The sequence below is a fragment of the Mycobacteriales bacterium genome, from assembly GCA_035550055.1.
Classification (GTDB): domain Bacteria; phylum Actinomycetota; class Actinomycetes; order JAFAQI01; family JAFAQI01; genus DASZTV01.
On record DASZRO010000062.1, the window covers coordinates 23,519 to 46,226 of the forward strand.

A 22,708-nucleotide genomic window follows, 5' to 3' on the forward strand; every position below is an offset into this window, starting at 1 on the left:
ACGATGGACCTCGGACTCACCGATCGGGTGTACGTCGTCACGGGCGGCACCAAAGGGCTCGGCTTCGCCGGTGCCAGAGCGCTGGTCGCCGACGGTGCGCGCGTGGTCGTGTCGTCGCGGTCGCAGGCCTCGGTCGACGCCGCCGTGGCGCAGCTCGGCGACAACGCGCGCGGCATCGCCGCGGACAACGCCGACCCTGGTACGCCGCAGCGTCTGGTCGACGCCGCCGTGGACACCTGGGGCCGCCTCGACGGGGCCCTGCTCAGCGTCGGCGGACCGCCGGGAACGGACGCGCTCGGCGCCACCGACGAGCAGTGGCGCGAGGAGTTCGACACCGTCTTCATGGGCACCGTCCGGACCGTCCGCGCGGTCGCCGCACAGCTCGGCGAAGGCGGGGCGATCGGCCTGGTCCTGTCGACGTCGGCGAAGAGCCCGATCCCCGATCTCGCCATCTCCAACGGGCTGCGACCGGGCCTGGCGATGTGGGCGAAACAGCTCGCCGACGACCTCGGCCCGTCCGGCGTGCGCGTCGTCAGCTTCCTGCCCGGCCGGATCCTCACCGACCGCACGCTGGCCCTCAGCCCCGAGCCCGCCGACCGCGACCGGATCGCGGCCGCGATCCCGCTTCGCCGCTACGGCGACCCGGCGGAGTTCGGTCGCGTCGTGGCGTTCGCGCTGTCCCCTGCCGCGTCGTACCTCACCGGGTGCGCGATCCCGGTCGACGGCGGAGCGCTACGACCGCTCTGACTCGGCGAGCAAGCGAACACCTGTCGTCTGCAAGGATGTTCGCCATGTCTGAGTCGAAGATGACGCTCGCCGAGGCCAAGGCGCTCGTCGACACGGTGCCCACCTGGTACCACAACATGGAGCTCATGCCGGGCCTGCGCAGCCCGGGCGGGTGGGACGTCGGCCAGACGGTCGACCTGCTCCCGTGGCCTGACCTCAGGGGCAAGCGCTGTCTCGACATCGGCACCTTCGACGGCTTCCTGGCCTTCGAGATGGAACGCCGCGGCGCGTCCGAGGTGATCGCCACCGACATCCCCGACCACCACTCCTGGGACTGGCCGCCGCTGGAGCGAGAGGCCGGCATCGCCGCCATGGACGCCACCATGGCCGAGAAGGGCAAAGGGTTCGCGGTCGCCAAGCAGATCCTCGGCTCGAAGGCGGAGCGCAAGGTCATCAGCATCTACGACCTCTCCCCCGAGACGGTCGGCGAGTTCGACATGGTGGTGTGCGGCGATCTGCTGCTCCACCTTCGCGACCCGCTGCGCGCGCTCGACGCGGTGCGCAGCGTCACCAGGGGCCACTTCATGTCCTGCGAGCTGCTCGACGCGCCCCTCACGCTGATGCACCCGCGCTATCCGGCGGCGACCGTCTACCTCGCTCACGGCCCTCGCCAGTGGTCGGTGCCCAACGCGGCGGCTCACCGGCGCCAGCTCATCGGAAGCGGCTTCGGGATCGAGAAGGCCGTCCGCTACTCGGTGCCGACGCAGAACGTCTCCACCCGGCCGCGTGGCCTTCGCGGCTGGCCTCGCTACGCCGCCAACTACCTGGTGTCGAAAGGTCCGGGTACGCCGCACCAGGCGCTGCTCGCCCGACCGCTCGTGTAGAAAAACCGATCGCGGAGTTGATCATCTGTCCGGATACTTCGGACATGGCGGGTCTGGTCTTTCTCGGTGTGCTGCTCGCGCTCGGTGGCGCGTCCGCGCTCGGCTGGACCGCCGACAGCCGCGACAGCGACTACGGGATCGGGCCGGTGCTGCAGCCGGCTAACCGACGAGCGGACCGTCCGCCAGCGGCGCGTCGCTCGCCTGACGCTCGAACTGGGTCCGGTACAGCTCCGCGTACAGGCCGCCCGCCGCGAGCAGGTCGTCATGACGGCCGCGCTCGACGATGCGGCCGTCGTCGATGACGAGGATCACGTCTGCCTCACGGATCGTCGACAGTCGGTGGGCGATGACGAGCGAGGTACGCCCGGCGAGCGCGGTCGCCAGCGCCCGCTGAACCGCCGCCTCGGATTCGGAGTCGAGGTGCGCGGTCGCTTCGTCGAGCACCACGACCGACGGCGCCTTCAGCAGCAGCCGGGCGATCGCCAGCCGCTGCTTCTCGCCGCCGGAGAGCCGATAGCCGCGGTCCCCGACGAGGGTGTCGAGGCCCTCGGGCAGGCTCCGGACCAGCTCGGCGATCTGCGCCGCCTCGACCACGGCCCACAGCTCGTCCTCGGTGGCGTCGGGCTTGGCATAGGTGAGGTTGGCCCGAATGGTGTCGTGGAACATGTGCGCGTCCTGCGTCACCACTCCGATCACGCCGCGCAGCGACTCGAGGGTCACCGAGCGCACGTCCCGGTCCGCGACGAGCACCGCGCCGGACTGTACGTCGTACATGCGCGTGACGAGCTGGGAGATCGTCGTCTTGCCGGCGCCGGACGGACCGACGAGTGCCACCAGCTGGCCGGGCTCGGCACGGAAGGAGACGTCGTGCAGGATCTCCCGCTGGGGGGCGTTGTCGAGGACCGCCACCGCCTCGAGGGAGGCCAGCGACACCTCTGAGGCCACGGGGTAGCGGAAGGACACGTGGTCGAACTCGATCGCCAGCGGCTGGCCGCGCTCGGCGCTCAGTGCAGTGGCGTCCGGCGCGTCGGCGATCATCGGCGGCAGGTCGAGCACCTCGAAGACCCGGTCGAAGCTCACCAGGGCGGTCATCACGTCGACCTGCACGTTGGACAGCGACGTCAGCGGCCCGTACAAGCGGTTGAGGAAGGCCGTCAGCGCGACCACCGTGCCGACCGTCAGCGCCCCGTGAATCGCCAGCCGACCGCCGAGACCGTAGACGAGCGCGGTGGCGAGCGCCGCGACCAGCGACAGCGAGACCAGGAAGATCCGGGCGTACATCGCCTGCTGGACGCCGATGTCGGCGACCCGGCGCGCCTTGGTGCGGAACAGCCGGTCCTCGTCGGCCGGCCGGCCGAACAGCTTCACCAGCAGCGCGCCCGCCACGTTGAAGCGCTCGGACATCTGGGTCGACATCTCCGCGTTGAGCACGTAGCTCTCCCGGGTGATCCGCTGCAGCCGGCCCGCCATCAGCCGGGCCGGGATGATGAACAACGGCAGCAGCACCAGCGCCAGCAGCGTGATCTGCCAGGACAGGTAGAACATCGCGCCCAGCACGATCGCCACGCTGATCACGTTGCTGACGACGTTGGACAGGGTGCCGGTGAACGCCTGCTGCGCGCCGAGGACGTCGTTGTTGATCCGGCTGATCAGCGCGCCGGTCTGGGTGCGCGTGAAGAACGCGATCGGCATCCGCTGGATGTGCTCGAACACCTTCGAGCGCATGTCGTAGATCAGCCCTTCACCGATGCGCGCGGAGAACCAGCGGCTGGCCAGCGACTCGACCGCGTCCACCACGGCCAGGACGGCGACGACGCCGGCCAGTAGTTCGGTGAGCCCGACCCGGTGGTGGCCGATTCCCTTGTCCAGGATGGCGCGGAAGATCAGCGGGTTGACTGCCCCGATGACCGCGTCGAGAACGATCAGCAGCAGGAACCACACCAGCTGACGCTTGTACGGCGCGGCGAACCTCGCGATCCGGCGCAGCGTCCCCGGCGGCAGCTTCGCGTCGACCACGGAGCTGTCGCGGCGGAACGACTGGGCGAGATGCATCCCCGCCATGGGTCCGTGCATCGACATGCGTTACCTCCGTAACGGCAACGTCGACCCGCGCCGCACGCTTCCCGGACCGGTTCAGCCGAAGGCGGAAACGCCCGTGACGGCGCGCCCGATCAGCAGCTTCTGGATCTGCGACGTGCCTTCGTACAGCGTCGTGACGCGCGAGTCACGCAGCAGTTTGCCGACCACGAACTCGTCGACGTAGCCGTAACCGCCGTGCACCTGGACGGCGGCGTTCGCGGCGCGCACCGACGCCTCGGACGCGTAGTACTTCGCCATCGACGCCGCCAGCGTGTACTTTTCGCCGCGCATCTTCAGGTCCGCGACCCGCCAGGTCAGCAGTCGCGCCGCCTCGACCTCGACGGCGGTGTCCGCGATGAGCTCCTGCACGAGCTGGTAGCTCGCGATCGGCTTGCCGAACTGCTCTCGCTGACCGGCGTAGCCGGCCATCACGTCGAGCGCGTTCTGGGCCAGCCCGGTGCACGATGCGGCCAACGACATCCGGCCGTCGTCGAGGGCGGACAGTGCGACCTTGATCCCGTCGCCTTCCTGGCCGAGCAGCGCGCCCGCCGGGACGACGACGTCGCCCAGCGCGATCTCCGCGGTGTCGCAGGATCGCAGCCCGAGCTTGCCGTGGATCGGCTTCGGGGTGAAGCCGGCGCTGTCACAGGGGACGAGGAACGCCGACACGCCGCGCGCTCCGGGCCCGCCGGTGCGTGCCATCACCAGCGCGACGCCCGCGATGTCACCGTTGGTGATGAAGATCTTCGAGCCGTTGATCCGGTAGGTGTCCCCTTCGCGGACCGCGGTGGACTCCAGCGTTGCCGGGTCGGACCCGTGGTCGGGTTCGGTGAGGCAGAAGCAGCCGAGCGCCTCGCCGCTGGCCATCCGCGGCAGCCACTGCTGCTTCTGCTCCTCGCTGCCCCAGCGCGCGATCGATCCGGCCACCAGACCGAGGTGCACCGACAGGATCGACCGGACGTTGGCGTCCCCGCGCCCAAGCTCTTCGATGACCAGGCAGTAGGTCAGCGGGTCAGCGCCGCCGCCGCCGTACTCCTCGGGGATCGTCAGCCCGATCCAGCCGTCACGCTTGAGCCCCTCCAGCGCCTCGGCGGGGAAGCGCTCCTCGCGGTCGTTGCGGATGGCTTGGGGCGCGACGACGGCGTCCACCCACTCGCGGACCGTACGACGGGCCGCCTCCTGCTCAGGGCTGAGGGCTAGATCCATGCCCTCATTCTGTCTGACCGCTAGTTCGATGCGAGCGAGAGCAGGGCGCGCAACCGCTGGACCTGCGCCTCACGCTCGGCGCGCCGTTGCTCGTCGTAGGAGCGGTCACGGGCACCGAGCAGCAGGCGCTTGGTCTCCCGTGTGGCGTCGACGTTCGTGCTGAGCAGCGCCGCCACCAGGTCGTCCACGGCGGCGGGCAGCTGATCGCCCGGGACCACCAGGTTGGCCAGGCCGATGCGTTCGGCCTCCGCCGCCCCGACCCGGCGTGCCGTCGCGCAGATCTCGACCGCCTTCGCGTAACCGATCGCGTCCACGAGCAGCTGCGTCCCGCCGAGGTCGGGCACCAGGCCGAGCGCCGGCTCGAACATGCAGAACTGCACGTCCTCCGCGGCGATCCGGATGTCGCAGTGCAGGGCGAGCTGGAAGCCGGCGCCGATCGCGTGACCCTGCACTGCCGCCACCGACACGAAGGCCGGGTCGCGCAGCCAGGTGAAACCCTGCTGATAGGTGTCGATCCGGTCAGCCGCTTCGGCGTCGCTGGCGCTGCCCAGGTCCAGCGACGGCTCGCCCGGGACTCCTTCCGGACTGAGCATCCGGCGGTCGAGACCGGCACTGAACGACGACCCGTCCCCGCTGAGCACGACGATCCGCACGTCGGACGGCAGCGCCGCGCCGATCTCGGCCAGCGCGAACCACATCGACGGCGTCTGCGCGTTGCGGCGCTCCGGCCGGCACAACGTGACGCGCGCGACGCCGCCTTCGATGTCGAGGCGTACGCCGCGCGCTTGGTAGTCGCTGGATGTCAGGGTGATCTCTTCTTTCGGGTCGCACCGCCTCGTCCGCGAAGGCTAGCGCCCGACTCGACCAACATGCGATGGATGAAGCCGTAGGAGCGTCCCGTGGACGCAGCGAGCTCGCGGATGCTGGAGCCGCCGTCGTACCGCTTCCGCAGCGTCGTCGACAGCTTGTCCCGATCGCCGCCGGTCACCCGGACGCCCTTTTTCAGCTCGGCCACGACGTACCTCCGTCTCACCCCGCTGAGTTCCCCTGAACCTGGTCCCTCTTGGAGATATCCCCGGGCCCTCGTGTCTAATCCCTGACGAGAAGACAATCGATCATGCAAGCGCGATCAGATCGACGAGATCGGCGCTCCAGTGGTCCTCGACGCCGTCGGGCAGCAACAACACGCGTTGCGGGTCGAGAGCGTGTACCGCACCTTCGTCGTGGGTAACGAGCACGATCGCGCCGCGGTAGGAGCGAAGCGCGTCGAGCACCTGGTCACGACTGGCCGGATCCAGGTTGTTCGTCGGCTCGTCGAGCAGCAGCACGTTGGCGCTCGACACCACGAGCCGGGCGAGGGCGAGCCGGGTCTTCTCACCGCCGGACAGGGTCCCGGCCGGCTGGTAGACCGCCTCGCCGGTGAACAGGAACGAGCCGAGCACGCGGCGCTGCTCCACCTCCGGGAGGTCCGGCGCCGCCGAAGCGAGGTTCGCCAGCAGGGTCGCCTCCGGATCGAGCGTCTCGTGCTCCTGCGCGTAGTAGCCCAGCCGCAGACCGTGTCCAGCCTCGACCACTCCGGTGTCCGGCTTCTCCACCCCCGCGAGGACGCGCAGCAAGGTGGTCTTGCCCGCGCCGTTGAGACCGAGTACGACGACCCGGCTCCCCCGGTCGATCGCCAGGTCGACGTCGGTGAACACCTCGAGCGAGCCGTAGGACTTCGACAGCTCCTTGGCGGTGAGTGGCACCTTGCCGCAGGACGCCGGTTCCGGGAAGCGCAGCCGCGCGACGCGGTCGGCCTGACGTTCCGGCTCCAGACCCGCCAGCAGCTGTTCGGCGCGCCGCGCCATCTGCTGCGCGGCAACCGCCTTCGTGGCTTTGGCGCGCATCCGGTCGGCCTGCGCCGACAGCACCGCAGCCTTCTTCTCGGCGTTGGCCCGTTCGCGCTTGCGCCGACGCTCGTCGGTCTCGCGCTGGGTCAGGTACGCCCGCCACCCGACGTTGTAGACGTCGAGCGCGCCGCGCGTGGCATCGAGGTGGAAGACCTTGTTGACCGTCACCTCGAGGAGCTCGACGTCGTGGCTGATGACCACGAGGCCGCCCTTGTGGCCCTTCAGGAAGTCGCGCAGCCAGGCGATCGAGTCGGCGTCGAGGTGGTTGGTCGGCTCGTCGAGCAGGAGCGTGTCGGCTCCGCTGAACAGGATCCGGGCGAGCTCGACCCGACGGCGCTGCCCGCCCGAGAGGGTCTGCAACGGCTGGCCGAGCACCCGGTCGGGCAGCCCCAGGCTGGCCGCGACCGTGGCCGCCTCGGACTCCGCGGCGTAGCCACCGAGGACGTGGTGGCGCTCCTGCGCCGCGCCGTACCTCGAGATCGCCCGCTCGTCGCCGTTGGCCATGGCCTCCTCGGCGCTGCGGAGCTCGGCGGTCACGACATCCATCCCGCGGCCGGACAGCACCCGGTCGCGGGCGAGGACGGTGAGGTCGCCGGTCCGCGGGTCCTGCGGCAGGTAGCCGACGCTGCCGGTGCGCTCGACGGTGCCGGCGGCCGGCTGGCCCTCCCCGGCGAGGACGCGCGCAAGCGTGGTCTTGCCGGCGCCGTTGCGCCCGACGAGGCCGACCCGATCGCCGGCCGCAACTCGGAAGGTGGCGCCGTGCAGCAGGAGGCGGGCGCCGGCGCGGAGCTCGACACCGGAAGCGGTGAGCACGGTGGCGTCTAGTTTACGAGGGGTGGTCGTGACCGGGGAGATCGCGGAAGGGGCGGCGCCCCGCATCCTCGATCCGCGATACCGGCTGCCGGTCATCGGCATCGTCGCGGTGATGACCGTGGTGGCGACCGAGGCGATGGCGGTCACCACGGTCATGCCGACGGTGGTCCGGGCCCTGCACGGCCTGCGTTACTACAGCTGGGGGTTCACGGCGTACCTGCTCGCCGACGTCGTCGGCATGGTCGATGCCGGCCCGCGCACCGATCGGGAGGGCGCCACCCCCTCGCTGGTCGGCGGCATGGTGGCGTTCACGGCCGGTCTCGTCGTCGCGGCGACGGCCACCGACATCTGGATGTTCCTCGTCGGTCGGGTGTTGCAGGGCCTCGGCGGCGGTTCGCTGATCGTCGCGTTGTACGTCGTCATCGCGCGCGCCCTGCCGGCGAGCCTGCACCCGAAGGCTTTCGCGCTGACGTCGGCGGCCTGGGTGGTGCCCTCGCTGGTCGGGCCGAGCCTGGCGGGTCTGGTCGCGTCGACCCTCGGCTGGCGCTGGGTGTTCGGCGGGATGGCGCCACTCGCGCTCGCCGGCGCGCTGGTCCTCATCCCCTGCCTGCGGGCACTGCGGCCCGACGCCGGCCCACCGGCCGCCGGCCAGCCCGTTGCCCGCCGTACCGATGCCGGTTGGATCACCGGAGTCCGGCTCGCGGTCGGGCTCGGAATGGTGCAGGAGGCCGCGCAGCTCGCCGACGGGTGGAGCGTCCTGCTCGTCCTCGCCGGAGCGGGGCTGTGCCGCCGACCGTTGCTCGCGCTGCTTCCCGCCGGCACGTTCCGGATGACCCGAGGCCTGCCGAGCGTCATCGCCCTTCGCGGCATCCTCACCTGCGCGTTCTTCGGCGCCGAGGCCTACCTGCCGCTGACGCTGACCCGGCTGCACGGCGGCACGCCGCGCACCGTGGGCATCCCGCTCACGATCGCCTCGCTCGGCTGGTCGGCCGGGTCGTGGTGGCGCGGCCGGCACAGCGGCGGGCGGGTGGGCTCGATGCAGGCAGGCTTCGCCCTGCTCGCCACCGGGGTAGCGCTGCTGATCGTAATCGCCAGACCGTGGGCGTCGCTGTGGCTGGCGACCCCGGCGTGGTCGGTGGCGGGCACCGGGATCGGGCTGGTCATGCCGGTGCTGTCGGTGCTGCTTCTCGAGCAGTCCCCCGAAGCGGATCAGGGCTCGAACTCGGCAGCCCTTCTGCTCTCGGACATGACCGGCACCGTCGTCGGCATCGCCGTCATCGCGGCGATGGTGAACGGCCTCGGGCTGGCCCACCTGTCGACGGCGGTGTCCATCGGCGACGTGATCCTCGCCGCGGTCGCCGTTGTCGGGATCTGGGCCGGCACCCGCGCGGTCAGACGTTGAAGCCGAGCGCGCTGAGCTGCTCGCGACCTTCCGGGGTGATCTTGTCCGGGCCCCACGGCGGCATCCAGACCCAGTTGATCGTCACGCCGTTCGTGACGCCGTCGAGCGCCGCCGCAGCCTGGTCCTCGATGACGTCGGTGAGCGGGCAGGCCGCCGAGGTGAGCGTCATGTCGAGTACGGCGTTGTGGTTCTCGTCGATGGTGACGCCGTAGAGCAGGCCGAGGTCGACCACGTTGATCCCGAGCTCGGGGTCGAGCACGTCGTGCATCGCCTCGGTCACGTCCTCGACGGTGGGAGCAGTCTCGGTCGTCATGTCATGAACCTTCCGACTCGGCGACCGCCTGTGCGGTCGCGTCCTTCCACGCCATCCAGGAAAGCAAGGCGCACTTGATCCGGGCCGGGTACCGCGAGACGCCGGCGAACGCCACGGCGTCCTCGAGCACGTCCTCGTCCGGGACGAGCTCGCCCTTGGACTGCATCAGCCGCAGGAACTCCTCGTGCACCGCGAGCGCGTCGTCGACCGACTTGCCGATCACCAGGTCGCTCATGACGCTCGCCGACGCCTGCGAGATCGAGCAGCCGTGGCCGTCGTACGACACGTCGCCGACCACGCCGTCGGCGAGGTGGACGCGCAACGTGATCTCGTCGCCGCACGTCGGGTTGAGGTGGTGCACCTCGGCCTCGAACGGCTCGCGCAGACCCTTGTGGTGCGGCGTGCGGTAGTGCTCGAGAATGATCTCCTGGTAGAGCGAGTCCAGCTGCGGGCTGGGTACGGCGGCGCCGCTCATCCGAAGAAGCTCCTCACCCGATCGAGCCCCGCGACCAGCGCGTCGACGTCCGACGTGTCGCTGTAGAGGTGCAACGAGGCGCGGGTGGTCGCCGGGATGCCGAATCGCAGGCAAGCGGGCCGCGCGCAGTGGTGCCCGACCCGCACCGCGACGCCGCTCTCGTCGAGGAGCTGGCCCACGTCGTGCGGGTGAACGCCCTCCAGCACGAACGACACTGCGCCACCGCGCGCCTCGGTCGTGGCCGGGCCGATGACCCGCAGTCCGGGGACGGTGGACAGGCCGTCGAGGAGGTAGCCGGTCAGCGCAACCTCGTGTTCGTGGATCGCGTCCATCCCGAGCCCCGACAGGTAGTCGACCGCCGCGCCGAGCCCGACGGCCTGCGCGATCGGCGGGGTACCCGCTTCGAACTTGTGCGGCGGCGGCGCCCACGTCGAGCCGGCCATCGTGACCTCGTCGATCATCTCGCCGCCGCCAAGGAACGGCGGCAGCTGCTCGAGCAGCTCGAGCCGGGCCCAGAGCACCCCGATGCCGGTCGGGCCGCACATCTTGTGGCCGGTGAACGCCATCGCGTCGACGCCGAGGCTCGCGACGTCGACCGGCAGGTGCGGGACCGACTGCGAGCCGTCGAGCACGGTGTAGGCGCCGACCTGCTTGGCCCGCGCCGCTACCGCGGCGACGTCGTTGACGGTGCCCAGCAGGTTCGACTGGTGAACGAACGCGACGACCTTGGCGCGGTCGGTGATGACCTCGTCGAGGTTGCTCAGGTCCAGCCGGCCGTCATCGGTCAGGCCGATCCACTTCAAGGTCGCGCCCGTCCGGGCGCAGGCCAGCTGCCACGGCACGAGGTTGGAGTGGTGCTCCATCTCGGTGACCACTACTTCGTCACCAGGTCCGAACGGCAGCGTCTGCGCCATCAGGTTCAGCGCTTCGCTGGAGTTCTTGGTGAACACGACCTCGCGCCGGTCGGGCGCGCCGATGAACTCGGCCACCTTGGTACGCGCGCCTTCGTACGCCGCAGTCGCTTCCTCGGCGAGCGTGTGGATGCCGCGATGCACATTGGCGTTGTGACGCTCGTCGTGATCCCGGATCGCATCGAGCACGTGGATCGGCTTCTGTGACGTCGCGGCGCTGTCGAGGTAAACCAAGGGCACGCCGGGGCGGACCTCGCGATCGAGGATCGGGAAGTCCTTGCGCACCACGTCGACGTCGTAGGTCATGTCGAGGTTTCTTCCGGTGCCCCCGCGGACGCGTGAGCGGAGCGAGCGCTGTCGTGGGGCGTGAACTTCTCGTAGCCCTCCGCTTCGAGGGTGTCGGCGAGCTCCGGGCCACCTTCGGCGACGATCCGGCCGCCGACGAACACGTGGACGTAGTCCGGCTGGATGTAGCGCAGGATCCGGGTGTAGTGCGTGATCAGCAACGTGCCGGTCGCCCCGGCGTTGCGGACCCGGTTGACGCCCTCGGAGACGATGCGGAGGGCGTCGACGTCCAGGCCCGAGTCGGTCTCGTCGAGGACGGCCACCTTCGGCTTGAGCATCTCGAGCTGCAGCACCTCGAGCCGCTTCTTCTCACCGCCGGAGAAGCCCTCGTTGAGCGACCGCTCCTTGAACGACGCATCGATGGCCAGCCGCTCGAACGCCTCGTTGAGCTCCTTGGCCCAGGTTCGAAGCTTCGGCGCCTCACCGGAGACAGCCGTCACCGCCGTACGAAGGAAGTTGGACACGCTGACACCCGGGACCTCGACGGGGTACTGCATCGCGAGGAACAGCCCGGCGCGGGCGCGCTCGTCCACCGTCATCGACAGCACGTCGGCGCCGTCGAGCGTCACGCTGCCGCCGGTCACGGTGTAGCGCGGGTGACCTGCGATGGAGTAGGCCAGCGTCGACTTGCCCGACCCGTTGGGGCCCATGATCGCGTGGGTCTCGCCCTGCTTCACGGTGAGGTCGACACCGCTGAGGATCTCGCGCGGTTCGCCGCCCTCACCGTCGGCGGCGACGGTCACGTGCAGGTCCTTGATCTCCAACGTTGCCATGACGGCGACTACTCCTTCACGGCGACGAAGACGTCGTCGCCGTCGATGCGTACCGGATAGGTGGTCACTGCTTCTGTGGCGGGCGGACCGATCGGCTTGCCGGTGCGCAGGTCGAAGCGCGACCCGTGCAGCCAGCACTCGACCGTGCCGTCGGCAACCTCACCGTCGGACAGCGCCACTTCGGCGTGGGAACACTCGTCGAGCAACGCCGTCACCTCGCCCTGCGAACGGGCCAGGCACACGGCGACGCCGTCGATCTCGACCGCCTTCGCGCTGTCCTCGGCCAGCTCCGACAGCGAGCACGCCCTCACGTAGCTCATCGGGCCAGCTCGCTCTCGACCGCGGCGAGCAGCCGCTCGCGGACCTCGGGCACCTCGATCCGCTCGATGATGTCGGCGAAGAACCCGCGTACGACGAGCCGACGTGCCTCGTCCTCGGGGATCCCTCGTGCCATCAGATAGAACAGCTGCTCGTCGTTGAAGCGGCCGGTCGTGCTGGCGTGACCGGCGCCGGCGACCTCGCCCGTCTCGATCTCGAGGTTCGGCACCGAGTCCGCCCGCGCCCGGTCGCCGAGCAACAGGTTGCGGTTCTCTTCGTAGGTGTCGGTGCCGGTGGCGGCCGCCCTGATCAGGACGTCACCGATCCACACCGTCCGGGCACCGTCACCCTGCAGCGCGCCCTTGTACGTCACACGACTGCGGCAGTTCGGCTGGTCGTGGTCGATGAACAGCCGGTGCTCGAGATGCTGGTCGGCGTCGGCGAAGTAGAGCCCGATCAGCTCCGCACTGCCTCCCGGACCGGCGAAGCTGACGGTCGGCGTGAGCCGCACCAGGTCGCCGCCGAGGGTCACCACAGCCGAGGTGAAGGTGGCGTCACGACCGACCCGCACGGCGTGGTGCTCCAGGTGGACCGTGTCGTCGTCCCAGTCCTGGAGGCTGACCAGCTTCAGCCGCGCACCGTCGCCGACGACCACTGACAGCAGTCCGCTGAACGTCGCGCTGCCGGTGTAGTCGAGGACGACGGTCGCGGCCGCGTTGGCGCCGACCTCGATCACGAAGTGGCCCCAGGCCTGTTCCGCGGTGCCGTTGCCGCGCCGCTCGACGACCACCGGCCGGGTGAGCTCTGCGTTGGGCGGGACGCGCAGTGCGGTCGCGCCGGCCGCGTGACGGAACGCGAGCGCCGACGGCCGGTCCATGGGGGCCGGAGCCTTCGTCCGAAGCGGGTCGTCCGAGGCGAGCTCGACCAGCTCGACACCGTCCGGGAGCTCAGCGGTGCACTTGAGCCGTTGCGTGCTCGCGGCCGCATCGAAGATGCCGCGCAGCCGGCGGGTCGGCGTGAACCGCCATTCCTCCTCGCGCCCGCTGGGGATCGGGAAGTCGTCGACCTCGTAGGACGCCACCCGCTCCGCGGCGGAGCGCAGCGGGGGTGACGACACGGTTGCGGGTGGAGCCATCAGCCGACGGCACCTTCCATCTGCAGCTCGATCAGCCGGTTGAGCTCGAGGGCGTACTCCATCGGGAGCTCGCGCGCGATCGGCTCGACGAACCCGCGCACGATCATCGCCATCGCCTCGTCCTCGGCGATGCCGCGGCTCATCAGGTAGAACAGCTGGTCCGCGCTGACCTTGCTGACCGTCGCCTCATGACCCATCTGCACGTCGTCCTCACGGACGTCGACGTACGGGTAGGTGTCGGAACGGCTGATGTTGTCGATGAGCAGCGCGTCGCACTTCACGGTCGACTTCGAGTGATGCGAGTTCTTGTTGATCTGCACCAGACCGCGGTACGACGTACGTCCGCCACCTTGTGCAACCGACTTGCTCACGATGTTGCTCGACGTGTTCGGCGCCGCGTGGACCATCTTCGCGCCCGAGTCCGTGTGCTGACCGTCCGCGGCGAAGGCCAGCGACAGCGTCTCGCCCTTTGCGTGCTCGCCCACCAGCCAGACCGCCGGGTACTTCATGGTGACCTTCGAGCCGATGTTCGCGTCAGTCCATTCCATGACTGCGCCCTCGTGAGCGATGGCTCGCTTGGTCACGAGGTTGTACACGTTGTTGGACCAGTTCTGGATGGTCGTGTAGCGAACGCGGGCGTCCTTCTTCACGATGATCTCGACGACAGCCGAGTGCAGTGAGTCCGAGGAGTAGATGGGGGCCGTACACCCTTCGGTGTAGTGCACGTAGGAGCCCTCGTCCGCGATGATCAGAGTCCGCTCGAACTGGCCCATGTTCTCCGTGTTGATCCGGAAGTAGGCCTGCAGCGGAATGTCGACCTTCACGCCCTTCGGCACGTGCACGAACGATCCACCTGACCACACCGCGGTGTTCAGCGCCGAGAACTTGTTGTCACCGGCAGGGATCGCTGATGCGAAGTACTCGCGGAACAGCTCCTCGTGCTCGCGCAGCCCGGTGTCGGTGTCGACGAAGATGACACCCTGCTTCTCGAGATCCTCGCGGATCTGGTGGTACACGACCTCGCTCTCGTACTGAGCAGCCACGCCCGCGATGAGGCGCTGCTTCTCCGCCTCGGGGATGCCGAGCTTGTCGTAGGTGTTCTTGATGTCCGCCGGCAGGTCTTCCCACGACGCCGCTTGCTTCTCAGTGGAGCGGACGAAGTACTTGATGTTGTCGAAGTCGATGCCGGAAAGGTCGGCACCCCAACCCGGCATGGGCTTCTTCTCGAACAGCCGAAGGCCTTTGAGCCGCATGTCCAGCATCCACTCGGGCTCGTTCTTCAACGCCGAGATGTTGCGCACGACGGCCTCGGACAGCCCGCGCTGCGCCACTGCCCCCGCCTCGTCGGAGTCGGCCCAGCCGAACTTGTAGCGGCCGAGACCTTCGAGCTGGCCCTGGGCGACGTCGGTCATGAAGCTGGCTCCTCGCGAGTTGCTGGGACTGCCGGACGCATGGTCACGTCCGTAAGCGGAATGTGGGTCGTGCAGACGCCGTCGCCGCGCGCGATGGTCGCGAGCCGCTGCACGTGACGTCCGACCAGCCGGCCGATCGCCTCGGTCTCCACCTCGCACATGACCGGGAACTCCTCGGCCACGTGCTGCACCGGGCAGTGGTGCTGGCAGACCTGTACGCCGATCGTAGTGTCGTGGACGGTGGACGCGTAGCCGTCCTCGGCCAGCGCCGCGGCAAGGGCCTCTGCGCGCGCGTCCAGCGGCAGCGAAGCGATCCGGTCGGCGTACCGGGCCTCCCAGGCCGCCATCCGGCGGCGGGCGAAGTCCTCGACGGCCTGTTCGCCGGCGGACTCGCGCAGGTAGCGCAGCGCGTCGACCGCGACGTCGTCGTAGGCCGTCGGGCCGGCCGCATGCCCCGCCTCGCTCAGCGAGAACCGTCGGGCCGGCCGGCCGCGACCGCGCGGGCCGTGGCGGCGTTCCTCGGTCGCGACGATCAGGCCGTCGTCGAGCGCGGCGTCGAGGTGGCGGCGGATCGCCGGCGTGGTGAGGCCGAGCCGCTGGGCGAGCTCGGTCGCGGTCGACGGGCCGTGGTCGAGCAGCGAGCGGACCACGCGGTCGCGGGTCCGCTGGTCCGCCGCATCGAGGCGTGGCACCACGGTTTTCACAACGACATTCTTTCGTAATTACCGGCGAGAGGCAAACCGCCCACCCCTCACCCGCCGCCGCCTTTCCCGAAGTAGCACACAACGCCGCCGCCGCCGCCCGATCCGTACCCCGCTGTCCGAATCGGTGGCCCGGTTGTGTGCTACTTCGGGGAAGGCCGGAGACTGGAGGTATGGCGGCGGTCGTGGTCTCCCACCTCGCCAAGCGCTACTCCCCCACCGCGGGGGTGGTCGACGTGTCGTTCGAGGCGCCGGCGGGCGCGGTCACGGCGCTGCTCGGCCGGAACGGCGCCGGCAAGACCACCAGCGTGGAGGTGTGCTGCGGCCTTCGCCGCGCCGACTCCGGTGAGGTCCGCGTCCTCGGCCTCGATCCGCGACGCGATCACGCGCAGCTGGCGTCCCGGGTGGGCGTCATGCCGCAGACCGGTGGATCCGGCGCCTGCGGCATCTATCCATCGGTGCGGGTCGGCGAGGTCGTCCGCCACTACGCCGCGATGTACGCCGATCCGCTGCCGGTGCCGGCGCTGCTCGAACGGCTGGGCCTCGACCCGGTCGAACGCACGCCCTGGCGGCGGCTGTCCGGCGGCGAGCAGCAGCGGGTCTCCCTCGCACTGGCCCTCGTCGGCCGACCGGCGGTGGCCTTCCTCGACGAGCCGACTGCTGGGCTCGACCTTCACGCCCGCCACACCACGTGGGCGCTGGTCCGCGAGCTTCGCGATGCCGGCGTCGCCGTCGTACTCACCACCCACGCCCTCGACGAGGCCGAGGCGCTGGCCGACACGGTCACGATCCTCGACCACGGCCGCGTCGTCGCGACGGGCGCTCCCGCCGAGCTCGCCAAGGCCAAAACGCCTCCGGAACTGACGTTCGAGGCGCCGCCTGACCTCGACACGGCGGCGCTGTCGAAGGCGCTGCCGGACGGCGCCTCGGCTCACGAAGAACGCCCCGGCCGCTACGTGATCGGCCCGCGGGTCGACCCGGAGGTGGTCGCCGCCGCCACCGCGTGGTGCGCGAGCGTCGGGGTCATGGTGGACAACCTCTCCACGTCGAGCCGGTCGCTGGAAGACGTCTTCCTGGAGGTCACCGCGGCGGTCCCGCAGTGACCACCCTCGAGCTGACACCGAGCGTCGACGCGACGCCGCGGTCGCGCGCGATGCTCGCCCAGACGGTGATGGAGACCAAGCTGATCCTCCGCAACGGCGAGCAGCTGCTGCTGACGATCGCGATCCCGGTCGCGCTGCTGGTGCTGTTCGCGAAGGCGCCGATCGCGAACATCCCCAAGCCGCGCATCGACTTCATGGCGCCCGGGGTGTTCGGCCTCGCCGTGATGTCGACCGCGTTCACCGGGCAAGCGATCGGGACCGGCTTCGAGCGGCGCTACGGCGTCCTGCGCCGGCTGTCGACGACGCCGCTGTCCCGCGCCGGTCTGCTCGCCGCCAAGACCGCTGCGGTGCTCGCCGTCGAGGTGCTCCAGGCGGTGCTGCTGTGCGTCGTGGCGACGATCCTCGGCTGGCACCCCCACGGCTCCGTCGCCGCGGCGATCGGCCTGGTCCTGCTCGGCACCGGGTGCTTCAGCGCGCTCGGCCTGCTGATGGCCGGCACGCTGCGCGCCGAGGCCACCCTGGCCGGCGCGAACCTGTTCTATCTGATCTCACTCGGTCTCGGCGGCGTGGCGTATCCGCTGTCGGACTACTCACACGGCGTCCAGGACGCGCTCGGTCTGCTGCCCCTGACAGCGCTGTCTGGCGGCCTGCGGGCGGTGCTCGATCACGGTGGCGCCGTGCCGCTGCACGACTGGGTGACGCTGCTGATCTGGGGCGGCCTGGCAACCGCGGCCGCCGTCCGCTGGTTCCGGTGGGACTAGCGAGGCGCCAGGAGGGCTACGACGCGGCGGCGACGGCCTCCGGGACCGCGATCTCGTCGGGCTCGGTGTAGTGGTACTTGCCGCCCCGGATCCAGGACGCACCCGCCGCAAGGATGCTCATCGCGATCGCGAGGTCGAGTGCAGCGTGCAGTCCCGTCTTGAACGGGCCGCTGATCATGCTCGGGAAGAAGTTGCGGCTGGTCAGCACCGCCTGCTGATGAGCGCTGAGCCCCGACAGGACCTGCGAGCCGACAAGGTGCTGGATCGGGTTGTAGCCGAGGAACGCCGCGAACAGCGTCGCCACCGGCGGCAGGTGCGAGACGTGGGTCGCGACCGCGGCAGGGACGCCCTGCTGGGTCAGCCCGTGGTAGAGCGTCTGCGGCAGCGAGGAGGAGAACCCGACGATCATCAGGGTGAAGAACATCCCGATGGACAGCACCTGTGCGGAGTTCTGGAACGTTGAGTTCATCCCCGACCCGGCGCCGCGATGCCGCGGTGGCAGCGCGTTCATCACCGCGGCGCGGTTGGGTGAGCCGAACATCGCCATCGTCAAGCCGAGGAAGAACAGCAGTACGGCGAACTCCGGATAGCTGAAGTTGATCGGCAGCAGCTCGAGGACGCCGAAGAAGACCGCCGTACCGATCATCCCGCCCGTGGCGAAGGGCCGCGCACCGAAGCGATCGGACAGGACGCCCGACAACGGCCCTGCGATGAACAGGCCGAACGTCAGCGGCAGCATCGCGATCCCGGCCTTCAGCGGGGTGTCGGCGAAGTCGACGCCGTGGCGAGGCAGCCAGATCCCCTGCAGCCAGATGATCAGCGTGAACATCAGCCCGCCGCGAGAGAGCGCGGCGAGGAAGCTGGCGAGCACCCCGGCGGTGAACGCCCGGATCTTGAACAGCTGCAGCCGGAACATCGGTTCGGGGACGCGGGTCTCGATCACGCAGAACGCCGCGATCAACGCCACCCCGCAGACCAGCTCGCTGATGACCGCGGGGCTCCCCCAGCCCATCGAGTGACCGTGGTAGGGCTCGATCCCGTAGGTCAGCCCGATCATGATCAGCACGAGCCCGACCGCAAACGTGACGTTTCCCCACACGTCGATCGAGGAGTGGTGGCGCTCCGAGAGCTCTTGAAGCTTGAGATAGCCCCACACCGTGGCGAACAGGCCGATCGGCACCGACACCAGGAAGATCAGCCGCCAGTTGATCGGCGCGAGCACGCCGCCGAGGACGAGGCCGAGGAACGTCCCGCCGAAGGCGACCGCCTGGTTGATCCCGAGCGCCATCCCCCGCTGGTTGACCGGGAACGCGTCAGTGAGGATCGCCGAGGAGTTGGCGATCAGCATCGCCGCGCCCACGCCCTGGAACAGCCGCATCACGATCAGGTAGATGCCGGCGGCGTGACCGGTGTTCCAGGTCACGGTCAGCAGCAGCGAGAACAGGGTGAAGATCGCGAAGCCGAGGTTGTAGATGCGGACCCGGCCGTAGATGTCACCGATCCGGCCGAGGCTCACGACCAGCACGCTGGTCACGACCATGAAGCCGAGGATCATCCAGAGCAGGTAGAAGCTGTTGCCGGCCTGCAACGGGTCGATGTGGATGCCGCGGAAGATGTCCGGCATCGCGATCAGCGTGATCGAGGCGTCGATCGTGGCCATCAGCACGCCGAGCGTGCAGATGAACAGCGCCGTCCACTTGTACTTGCTGGTGTCGGGGGCGGCGCTCACCCGCCCACATTACTTGCGACCCGAAAGTATCGGCGCGCGCCGCGCCCGCGGCAGCCCGCCTCGGGCTCAGCCGACCTTGTCGAGGAAGCCGATCAGGTCGTCCGCGTGCTCCTCCTCGACAGCCAGGATGTCCTCGAACAGCCGCCGGGTGGTCGGGTCACTCGTACCGAGCCAGTTGATGATCTCGGTGTAGGAGGCGATGGCGATGCGCTCGGCCACCAGGTTCTCCCGGATCATGGTCTCCAGGCTGTCGGCGGTCTCGTACTCGGAGTGCGACCGTGAGGTCAGCGTGTCCGGGTTGAAGTCCGGCTTCCCGCCGAGCTGGGCGATGCGCGTGGCCAGCCGGTCGGCGTGCTCCTGCTCCTCATTGGCGTGCACCAGGAACTCCGCCGCCACCGGCTCGGCGTCGAGGCCCGTTGCGACGAAATGGTGCTGGCGATAGCGCAGCGCGCAGACCGTCTCGGTCGCGAGCGCCGCGTTCATCACTTCGATCACCCGGTCGACGTCGGCGCGGTACGCCGAGGTCACCGGACCCTTTTCCATCTCTTCACGAGCTTGCTTGCGAAGGGTTTCAACGTCAGTCAGGAAGTCAGCCACGCCAGCGACTTACCCAAAAGATCTTGAGTTGATACCTCTGCCCGGCGCTCAGACGAGCTGGCTGATGGCCACCGCGGCGAACAACAGCGCGAGGTAGCTGATCGAGGCATGGAACAGCGTCATCGGGCGCGCCGCCTCACCACGCGCCACGCGCCGGTGCAGCCGATGGGCCTCGACGAGGAACGCGACGCCCAGCACCCCGGCCGACACGTCGTACACGACCCCGGCCCCGAACGGCACGAGAACCAGCGACGCGGCGACCATCGCCCACGAGTACCAGAGGATCTGCCGCGTGACCGACGCCTCGGCCGCGACCACCGGGAGCATCGGTACGCCGGCCGCCGCATAGTCGTCGCGGAACCGCATCGCCAGCGACCAGAAGTGCGGCGGCGTCCACAGGAAGATCACCGCGAACAGGATGATCGCCGGCCAGCCGACGTCCCCACGCACCGCCGACCAGCCGATCAGCACCGGGAAGCAGCCCGCCGCGCCGCCGATCACGATGTTGGACGGGGTACGCCGCTTCAGCCCGAGGGTGTAGACGAAGACGTAGAACAAGATCGCCGCGTCGGCGAGCAACGCCGACAGCCAGTTGGCGCCCAACCCGAGCAGCAGCGTCGCAGCCGCGCCGAGCGCGATCCCGAAGCGCAGCGCGTTCGCCGGCGACACCTGCTCCCGGGCGAGCGGGCGGCGCTTGGTGCGGTTCATGACCGCGTCGATGTCCCGGTCGGCCACGCAGTTGATCGCGTTGGCGCTGCCCGCCGCGAGGGTGCCGCCAACCAGAGTCGCGCACGCGGTCCACAACGACGGCAAGCCCTTGGCCGCGAGGACCATCGCCGGAAGCGTCGTGACCAGGAGCAGCTCGATGATCCTGGGTTTGGTCAGCGCGACATAGCTGCTGACCCGGTCGCGCACAGACGAATCCTATCGGGGCAGGTGGGAAGGACTGTCACCGACTCGTCCCTCGGCGTTAGCACTCCCGCGATTGCGGGGCGAGACGATCTCACTACGCTCGGGCTTGATCAACTGACAGGAGACCAAAGCGGTGACCGCAACGAGCGATCGGCTCGACTGGACCGAGACCGACGACCTGGCGGTGAAGGTGATCCGCGGCCTGGCCATGGACGCCGTGGAGGCGGCCGGCAACGGGCACCCGGGCACCGCGATGAGCCTGGCCCCGGCGGCGTACCTGCTCTTCCAGCGGCTGCTGCGCCACGACCCCACCGACCCGGGCTGGCTGGGCCGCGACCGGTTCGTGCTCAGCTGCGGGCATTCCAGCCTGACGCTCTACATCCAGCTGTTCCTGTCCGGCTATGGCCTGACGATCGAGGACTTGAAGCTGCTCCGGCAGTGGGGCTCGCTCACGCCGGGTCACCCGGAGCACGGCCACACCGCGGGCGTCGAGGTCACGACCGGACCGCTCGGCCAGGGCGTCGCCAACGCGGTGGGCATGGCGATGGCCGCCCGCTACGAGCGCGGCCTGTTCGACCCGGACGCGGCGGCGGGTGAGAGCCCGTTCGACCACACGATCTGGTGCTTCGCCTCCGACGGCGACATGGAGGAGGGCATCTCCGGCGAGGCGAGCTCGATCGCCGGGCACCAGCAGCTCGGCAACCTGGTCGTGCTCTACGACGACAACCACATCTCGATCGAGGGCGACACCAAGGTCGCCTTCTCCGAAGACGTCGCCGCCCGCTACGAGGCCTACGGCTGGCACACGCTGCACGTGCCTGACGTCAACGACGTCCAGGCCGTGTACGACGCGCTCGTTGCCGCCCGCGCCGAGACCGAGCGGCCGACCCTGGTCGTCGTCCGGTCGATCATCGGCTGGCCCGCCCCCACCAAGCAGAACACCGGGAAGGCGCACGGCGCCGCGCTCGGCGCCGAGGAGATCGCGAAGACGAAGGAGATCCTCGGGTTCGACCCGGCGGTCTCGTTCTACTGCCCGGAGGAGGTCCTGGCCCACACCCGCCAGGTGGTCGACCGCGGCCGCGCCGCCCACGCAGCGTGGCAGGAGCAGATGGACGGCTGGGCCAAGGCGGATCCGGCCCGCGCCGCCGAGCTACAGCGGATCAGCGAGCGCAAGCTGCCGGCCGGCTGGGACGCCAAGCTCCCCGACTTCGCCGGCGAGACATCGATCTCGACCCGCAAGGCCAGCGAAGCGGTCATCCAGGAGCTCGCCGCCGCGCTGCCCGAGCTGTGGGGCGGCTCGGCCGACCTCGCCGAGAGCAACAACACCGGCATCCACGGCGCGGACTCCTTCCTGCCGGAGGCGCACGGCGGCTCGCCGTACGGTCGTGTCCTGCACTTCGGGATCCGGGAGCACGCGATGGGCGCGATCCTGAACGGCATCACGCTGCACGGCGGGACCCGCGTGTTCGGCGGGACGTTCTTGACGTTCTCGGACTACATGCGCGGGTCGGTGCGGCTCGCCGCGCTCATGAAGCTGCCGGTGACCTACGTCTGGACCCACGACTCGATCGGCCTCGGCGAGGACGGCCCGACCCACCAGCCGATCGAGCACCTCGCCTCGCTGCGGGCCATCCCCGGACTCGACGTGGTGCGTCCGGCGGACGCCACCGAGACCACCGTCGCCTGGCGCACGATCATCGAGCACACCGACCGCCCGGCGGGGCTGATCCTGAGCCGGCAGAACCTGCCGGTCATCGACCGCGCGACGCACGCCTCCGCCGAGGGCGTCGCACGCGGCGCTTACGTGCTCGCGGAGGCATCGACCGGCACCGCGGAGGTGATCATCATCTCGACCGGCAGTGAGGTGCCGATCGCGCTCGAGGCCCGGGAGCGGCTCGAGGCGGATGGCACGCCGACGCGCGTTGTCTCGATGCCCTGCCGGGAATGGTTCGAGGCGCAGGACGCTGCCTACCAGCAGGAGGTGTTGCCGCCGCGGATCCGGGCCCGGGTCTCCGTCGAGGCGGCCGTCGCGATGGGGTGGCGCGACTTCGTCGGCGACCACGGTGAATGCCTGTCGATCGAGCACTTCGGCGCCAGCGCGCCGTACCAGATCCTGTTCGAGCAGTTCGGCTTCACCGCGGACCGCGTCGTCGCCGCCGCGCACGCCAGCTTGTCCAAGGTCGGTGCCACCAAGGGATCGACCACCGGCAACTAGCCCGACCAC

General features: G+C 69.8%; 22 protein-coding genes. 6 read left to right on the forward strand and 16 right to left on the reverse strand.

The features are described from left to right. Nucleotides 1-3 precede the first annotated feature (3 nt). Together VG899_09415 and VG899_09420 are read left to right on the forward strand one after the other, a co-directional pair. On the forward strand, nucleotides 4-747 hold the full coding sequence (locus VG899_09415) for an SDR family oxidoreductase (protein HWA66569.1): 744 nt from the start codon (nucleotides 4-6) through the stop codon (nucleotides 745-747). Nucleotides 748-791: 44 nt separating this feature from the next. Then, nucleotides 792-1,610 carry a methyltransferase domain-containing protein gene (locus tag VG899_09420; GenBank protein ID HWA66570.1) on the forward strand — a complete coding sequence of 273 codons (819 nt, stop codon included), beginning with the start codon at nucleotides 792-794 and terminating at the stop codon, nucleotides 1,608-1,610. Nucleotides 1,611-1,769: 159 nt separating this feature from the next. On the opposite strand, the gene VG899_09425 is transcribed toward VG899_09420, so the two are convergent. The 5 genes from VG899_09425 to VG899_09445 all read right to left on the reverse strand — a co-directional run bounded on the left by VG899_09425 (nucleotide 1,770) and on the right by VG899_09445 (nucleotide 7,597). Beyond that, the gene (locus tag VG899_09425) at nucleotides 1,770-3,689 is read right to left on the reverse strand and encodes an ABC transporter ATP-binding protein (GenBank protein HWA66571.1); all 1,920 of its coding nucleotides are present in this window, start codon (nucleotides 3,687-3,689) and stop codon (nucleotides 1,770-1,772) included. Nucleotides 3,690-3,743: 54 nt separating this feature from the next. Then, complete coding sequence (locus tag VG899_09430) at nucleotides 3,744-4,895, reverse strand: acyl-CoA dehydrogenase family protein (protein ID HWA66572.1); 1,152 nt, start codon at nucleotides 4,893-4,895, stop codon at nucleotides 3,744-3,746. 20 nt (nucleotides 4,896-4,915) lie between these two features. Further along, nucleotides 4,916-5,707, reverse strand: coding sequence for an enoyl-CoA hydratase/isomerase family protein (locus tag VG899_09435; GenBank protein HWA66573.1), 792 nt, complete (start codon nucleotides 5,705-5,707; stop codon nucleotides 4,916-4,918). Then, nucleotides 5,698-5,910 carry a helix-turn-helix domain-containing protein gene (locus tag VG899_09440; GenBank protein HWA66574.1) on the reverse strand — a complete coding sequence of 71 codons (213 nt, stop codon included), beginning with the start codon at nucleotides 5,908-5,910 and terminating at the stop codon, nucleotides 5,698-5,700. The genes VG899_09435 and VG899_09440 overlap by 10 nt, the downstream gene beginning before the upstream one ends. A gap of 100 nt (nucleotides 5,911-6,010) precedes the next feature. Further along, the gene (locus VG899_09445) at nucleotides 6,011-7,597 is read right to left on the reverse strand and encodes an ABC-F family ATP-binding cassette domain-containing protein (protein HWA66575.1); all 1,587 of its coding nucleotides are present in this window, start codon (nucleotides 7,595-7,597) and stop codon (nucleotides 6,011-6,013) included. 22 nt (nucleotides 7,598-7,619) lie between these two features. Here VG899_09445 and VG899_09450 point away from each other — a divergent pair, with 22 nt between their 5' ends. Beyond that, complete coding sequence (locus VG899_09450) at nucleotides 7,620-8,999, forward strand: MFS transporter (GenBank protein HWA66576.1); 1,380 nt, start codon at nucleotides 7,620-7,622, stop codon at nucleotides 8,997-8,999. Here VG899_09450 and VG899_09455 read toward each other — a convergent pair. Genes VG899_09455 through VG899_09490 form a run of 8 tightly spaced genes read right to left on the reverse strand, consistent with a single transcriptional unit; the run spans nucleotide 8,989 to nucleotide 15,385 of the window. Continuing rightward, entirely contained in the window at nucleotides 8,989-9,312 is a 324-nt protein-coding gene (locus tag VG899_09455) for a metal-sulfur cluster assembly factor (GenBank protein HWA66577.1), read from the reverse strand. The genes VG899_09450 and VG899_09455 overlap by 11 nt on opposite strands. A 1-nt stretch (nucleotide 9,313) precedes the next feature. Next, on the reverse strand, nucleotides 9,314-9,787 hold the full coding sequence (locus tag VG899_09460) for an SUF system NifU family Fe-S cluster assembly protein (protein HWA66578.1): 474 nt from the start codon (nucleotides 9,785-9,787) through the stop codon (nucleotides 9,314-9,316). Continuing rightward, nucleotides 9,784-11,004, reverse strand: coding sequence for a cysteine desulfurase (locus VG899_09465; protein ID HWA66579.1), 1,221 nt, complete (start codon nucleotides 11,002-11,004; stop codon nucleotides 9,784-9,786). Before VG899_09465 ends, VG899_09460 begins: the two co-directional genes overlap by 4 nt. Then, nucleotides 11,001-11,816: a Fe-S cluster assembly ATPase SufC gene (gene sufC, locus VG899_09470; GenBank protein ID HWA66580.1), complete on the reverse strand. Its 816-nt coding sequence runs from the start codon at nucleotides 11,814-11,816 to the stop codon at nucleotides 11,001-11,003. Before sufC ends, VG899_09465 begins: the two co-directional genes overlap by 4 nt. Before the next feature lie 8 nt (nucleotides 11,817-11,824). Continuing rightward, nucleotides 11,825-12,136, reverse strand: coding sequence for a non-heme iron oxygenase ferredoxin subunit (locus VG899_09475; GenBank protein HWA66581.1), 312 nt, complete (start codon nucleotides 12,134-12,136; stop codon nucleotides 11,825-11,827). After that, nucleotides 12,133-13,269, reverse strand: coding sequence for a Fe-S cluster assembly protein SufD (gene sufD, locus VG899_09480; protein HWA66582.1), 1,137 nt, complete (start codon nucleotides 13,267-13,269; stop codon nucleotides 12,133-12,135). The genes VG899_09475 and sufD overlap by 4 nt, the downstream gene beginning before the upstream one ends. Next, nucleotides 13,269-14,681 carry a Fe-S cluster assembly protein SufB gene (gene sufB, locus VG899_09485; protein HWA66583.1) on the reverse strand — a complete coding sequence of 471 codons (1,413 nt, stop codon included), beginning with the start codon at nucleotides 14,679-14,681 and terminating at the stop codon, nucleotides 13,269-13,271. The genes sufD and sufB overlap by 1 nt, the downstream gene beginning before the upstream one ends. Continuing rightward, a complete protein-coding gene (locus tag VG899_09490; GenBank protein HWA66584.1) occupies nucleotides 14,678-15,385 on the reverse strand; it encodes a winged helix-turn-helix transcriptional regulator in 708 nt (235 codons plus the stop codon). The genes sufB and VG899_09490 overlap by 4 nt, the downstream gene beginning before the upstream one ends. Nucleotides 15,386-15,555: 170 nt before the next feature. On the opposite strand from VG899_09490, the gene VG899_09495 reads away from it, so the two are divergent. Both VG899_09495 and VG899_09500 read left to right on the forward strand, forming a co-directional pair. Continuing rightward, nucleotides 15,556-16,485, forward strand: a complete 930-nt coding sequence (locus VG899_09495) for an ABC transporter ATP-binding protein (GenBank protein ID HWA66585.1) — start codon at nucleotides 15,556-15,558, stop codon at nucleotides 16,483-16,485. Beyond that, nucleotides 16,482-17,246 carry an ABC transporter permease gene (locus VG899_09500; GenBank protein ID HWA66586.1) on the forward strand — a complete coding sequence of 255 codons (765 nt, stop codon included), beginning with the start codon at nucleotides 16,482-16,484 and terminating at the stop codon, nucleotides 17,244-17,246. Before VG899_09495 ends, VG899_09500 begins: the two co-directional genes overlap by 4 nt. Nucleotides 17,247-17,262: 16 nt before the next feature. On the opposite strand, the gene VG899_09505 is transcribed toward VG899_09500, so the two are convergent. From VG899_09505 to VG899_09515, 3 genes are all read right to left on the reverse strand, one after another. Next, complete coding sequence (locus tag VG899_09505) at nucleotides 17,263-18,975, reverse strand: MFS transporter (protein HWA66587.1); 1,713 nt, start codon at nucleotides 18,973-18,975, stop codon at nucleotides 17,263-17,265. A 66-nt stretch (nucleotides 18,976-19,041) separates the two neighbouring features. After that, nucleotides 19,042-19,518 carry a ferritin-like domain-containing protein gene (locus VG899_09510; protein HWA66588.1) on the reverse strand — a complete coding sequence of 159 codons (477 nt, stop codon included), beginning with the start codon at nucleotides 19,516-19,518 and terminating at the stop codon, nucleotides 19,042-19,044. 102 nt (nucleotides 19,519-19,620) lie between these two features. After that, on the reverse strand, nucleotides 19,621-20,487 hold the full coding sequence (locus tag VG899_09515) for a heme o synthase (GenBank protein ID HWA66589.1): 867 nt from the start codon (nucleotides 20,485-20,487) through the stop codon (nucleotides 19,621-19,623). A gap of 130 nt (nucleotides 20,488-20,617) precedes the next feature. Here VG899_09515 and tkt point away from each other — a divergent pair, with 130 nt between their 5' ends. Next, nucleotides 20,618-22,699 (forward strand): transketolase, encoded by a 2,082-nt coding sequence (gene tkt, locus VG899_09520; protein HWA66590.1) that lies wholly within the window; start codon nucleotides 20,618-20,620, stop codon nucleotides 22,697-22,699. Nucleotides 22,700-22,708: the final 9 nt, after the last annotated feature.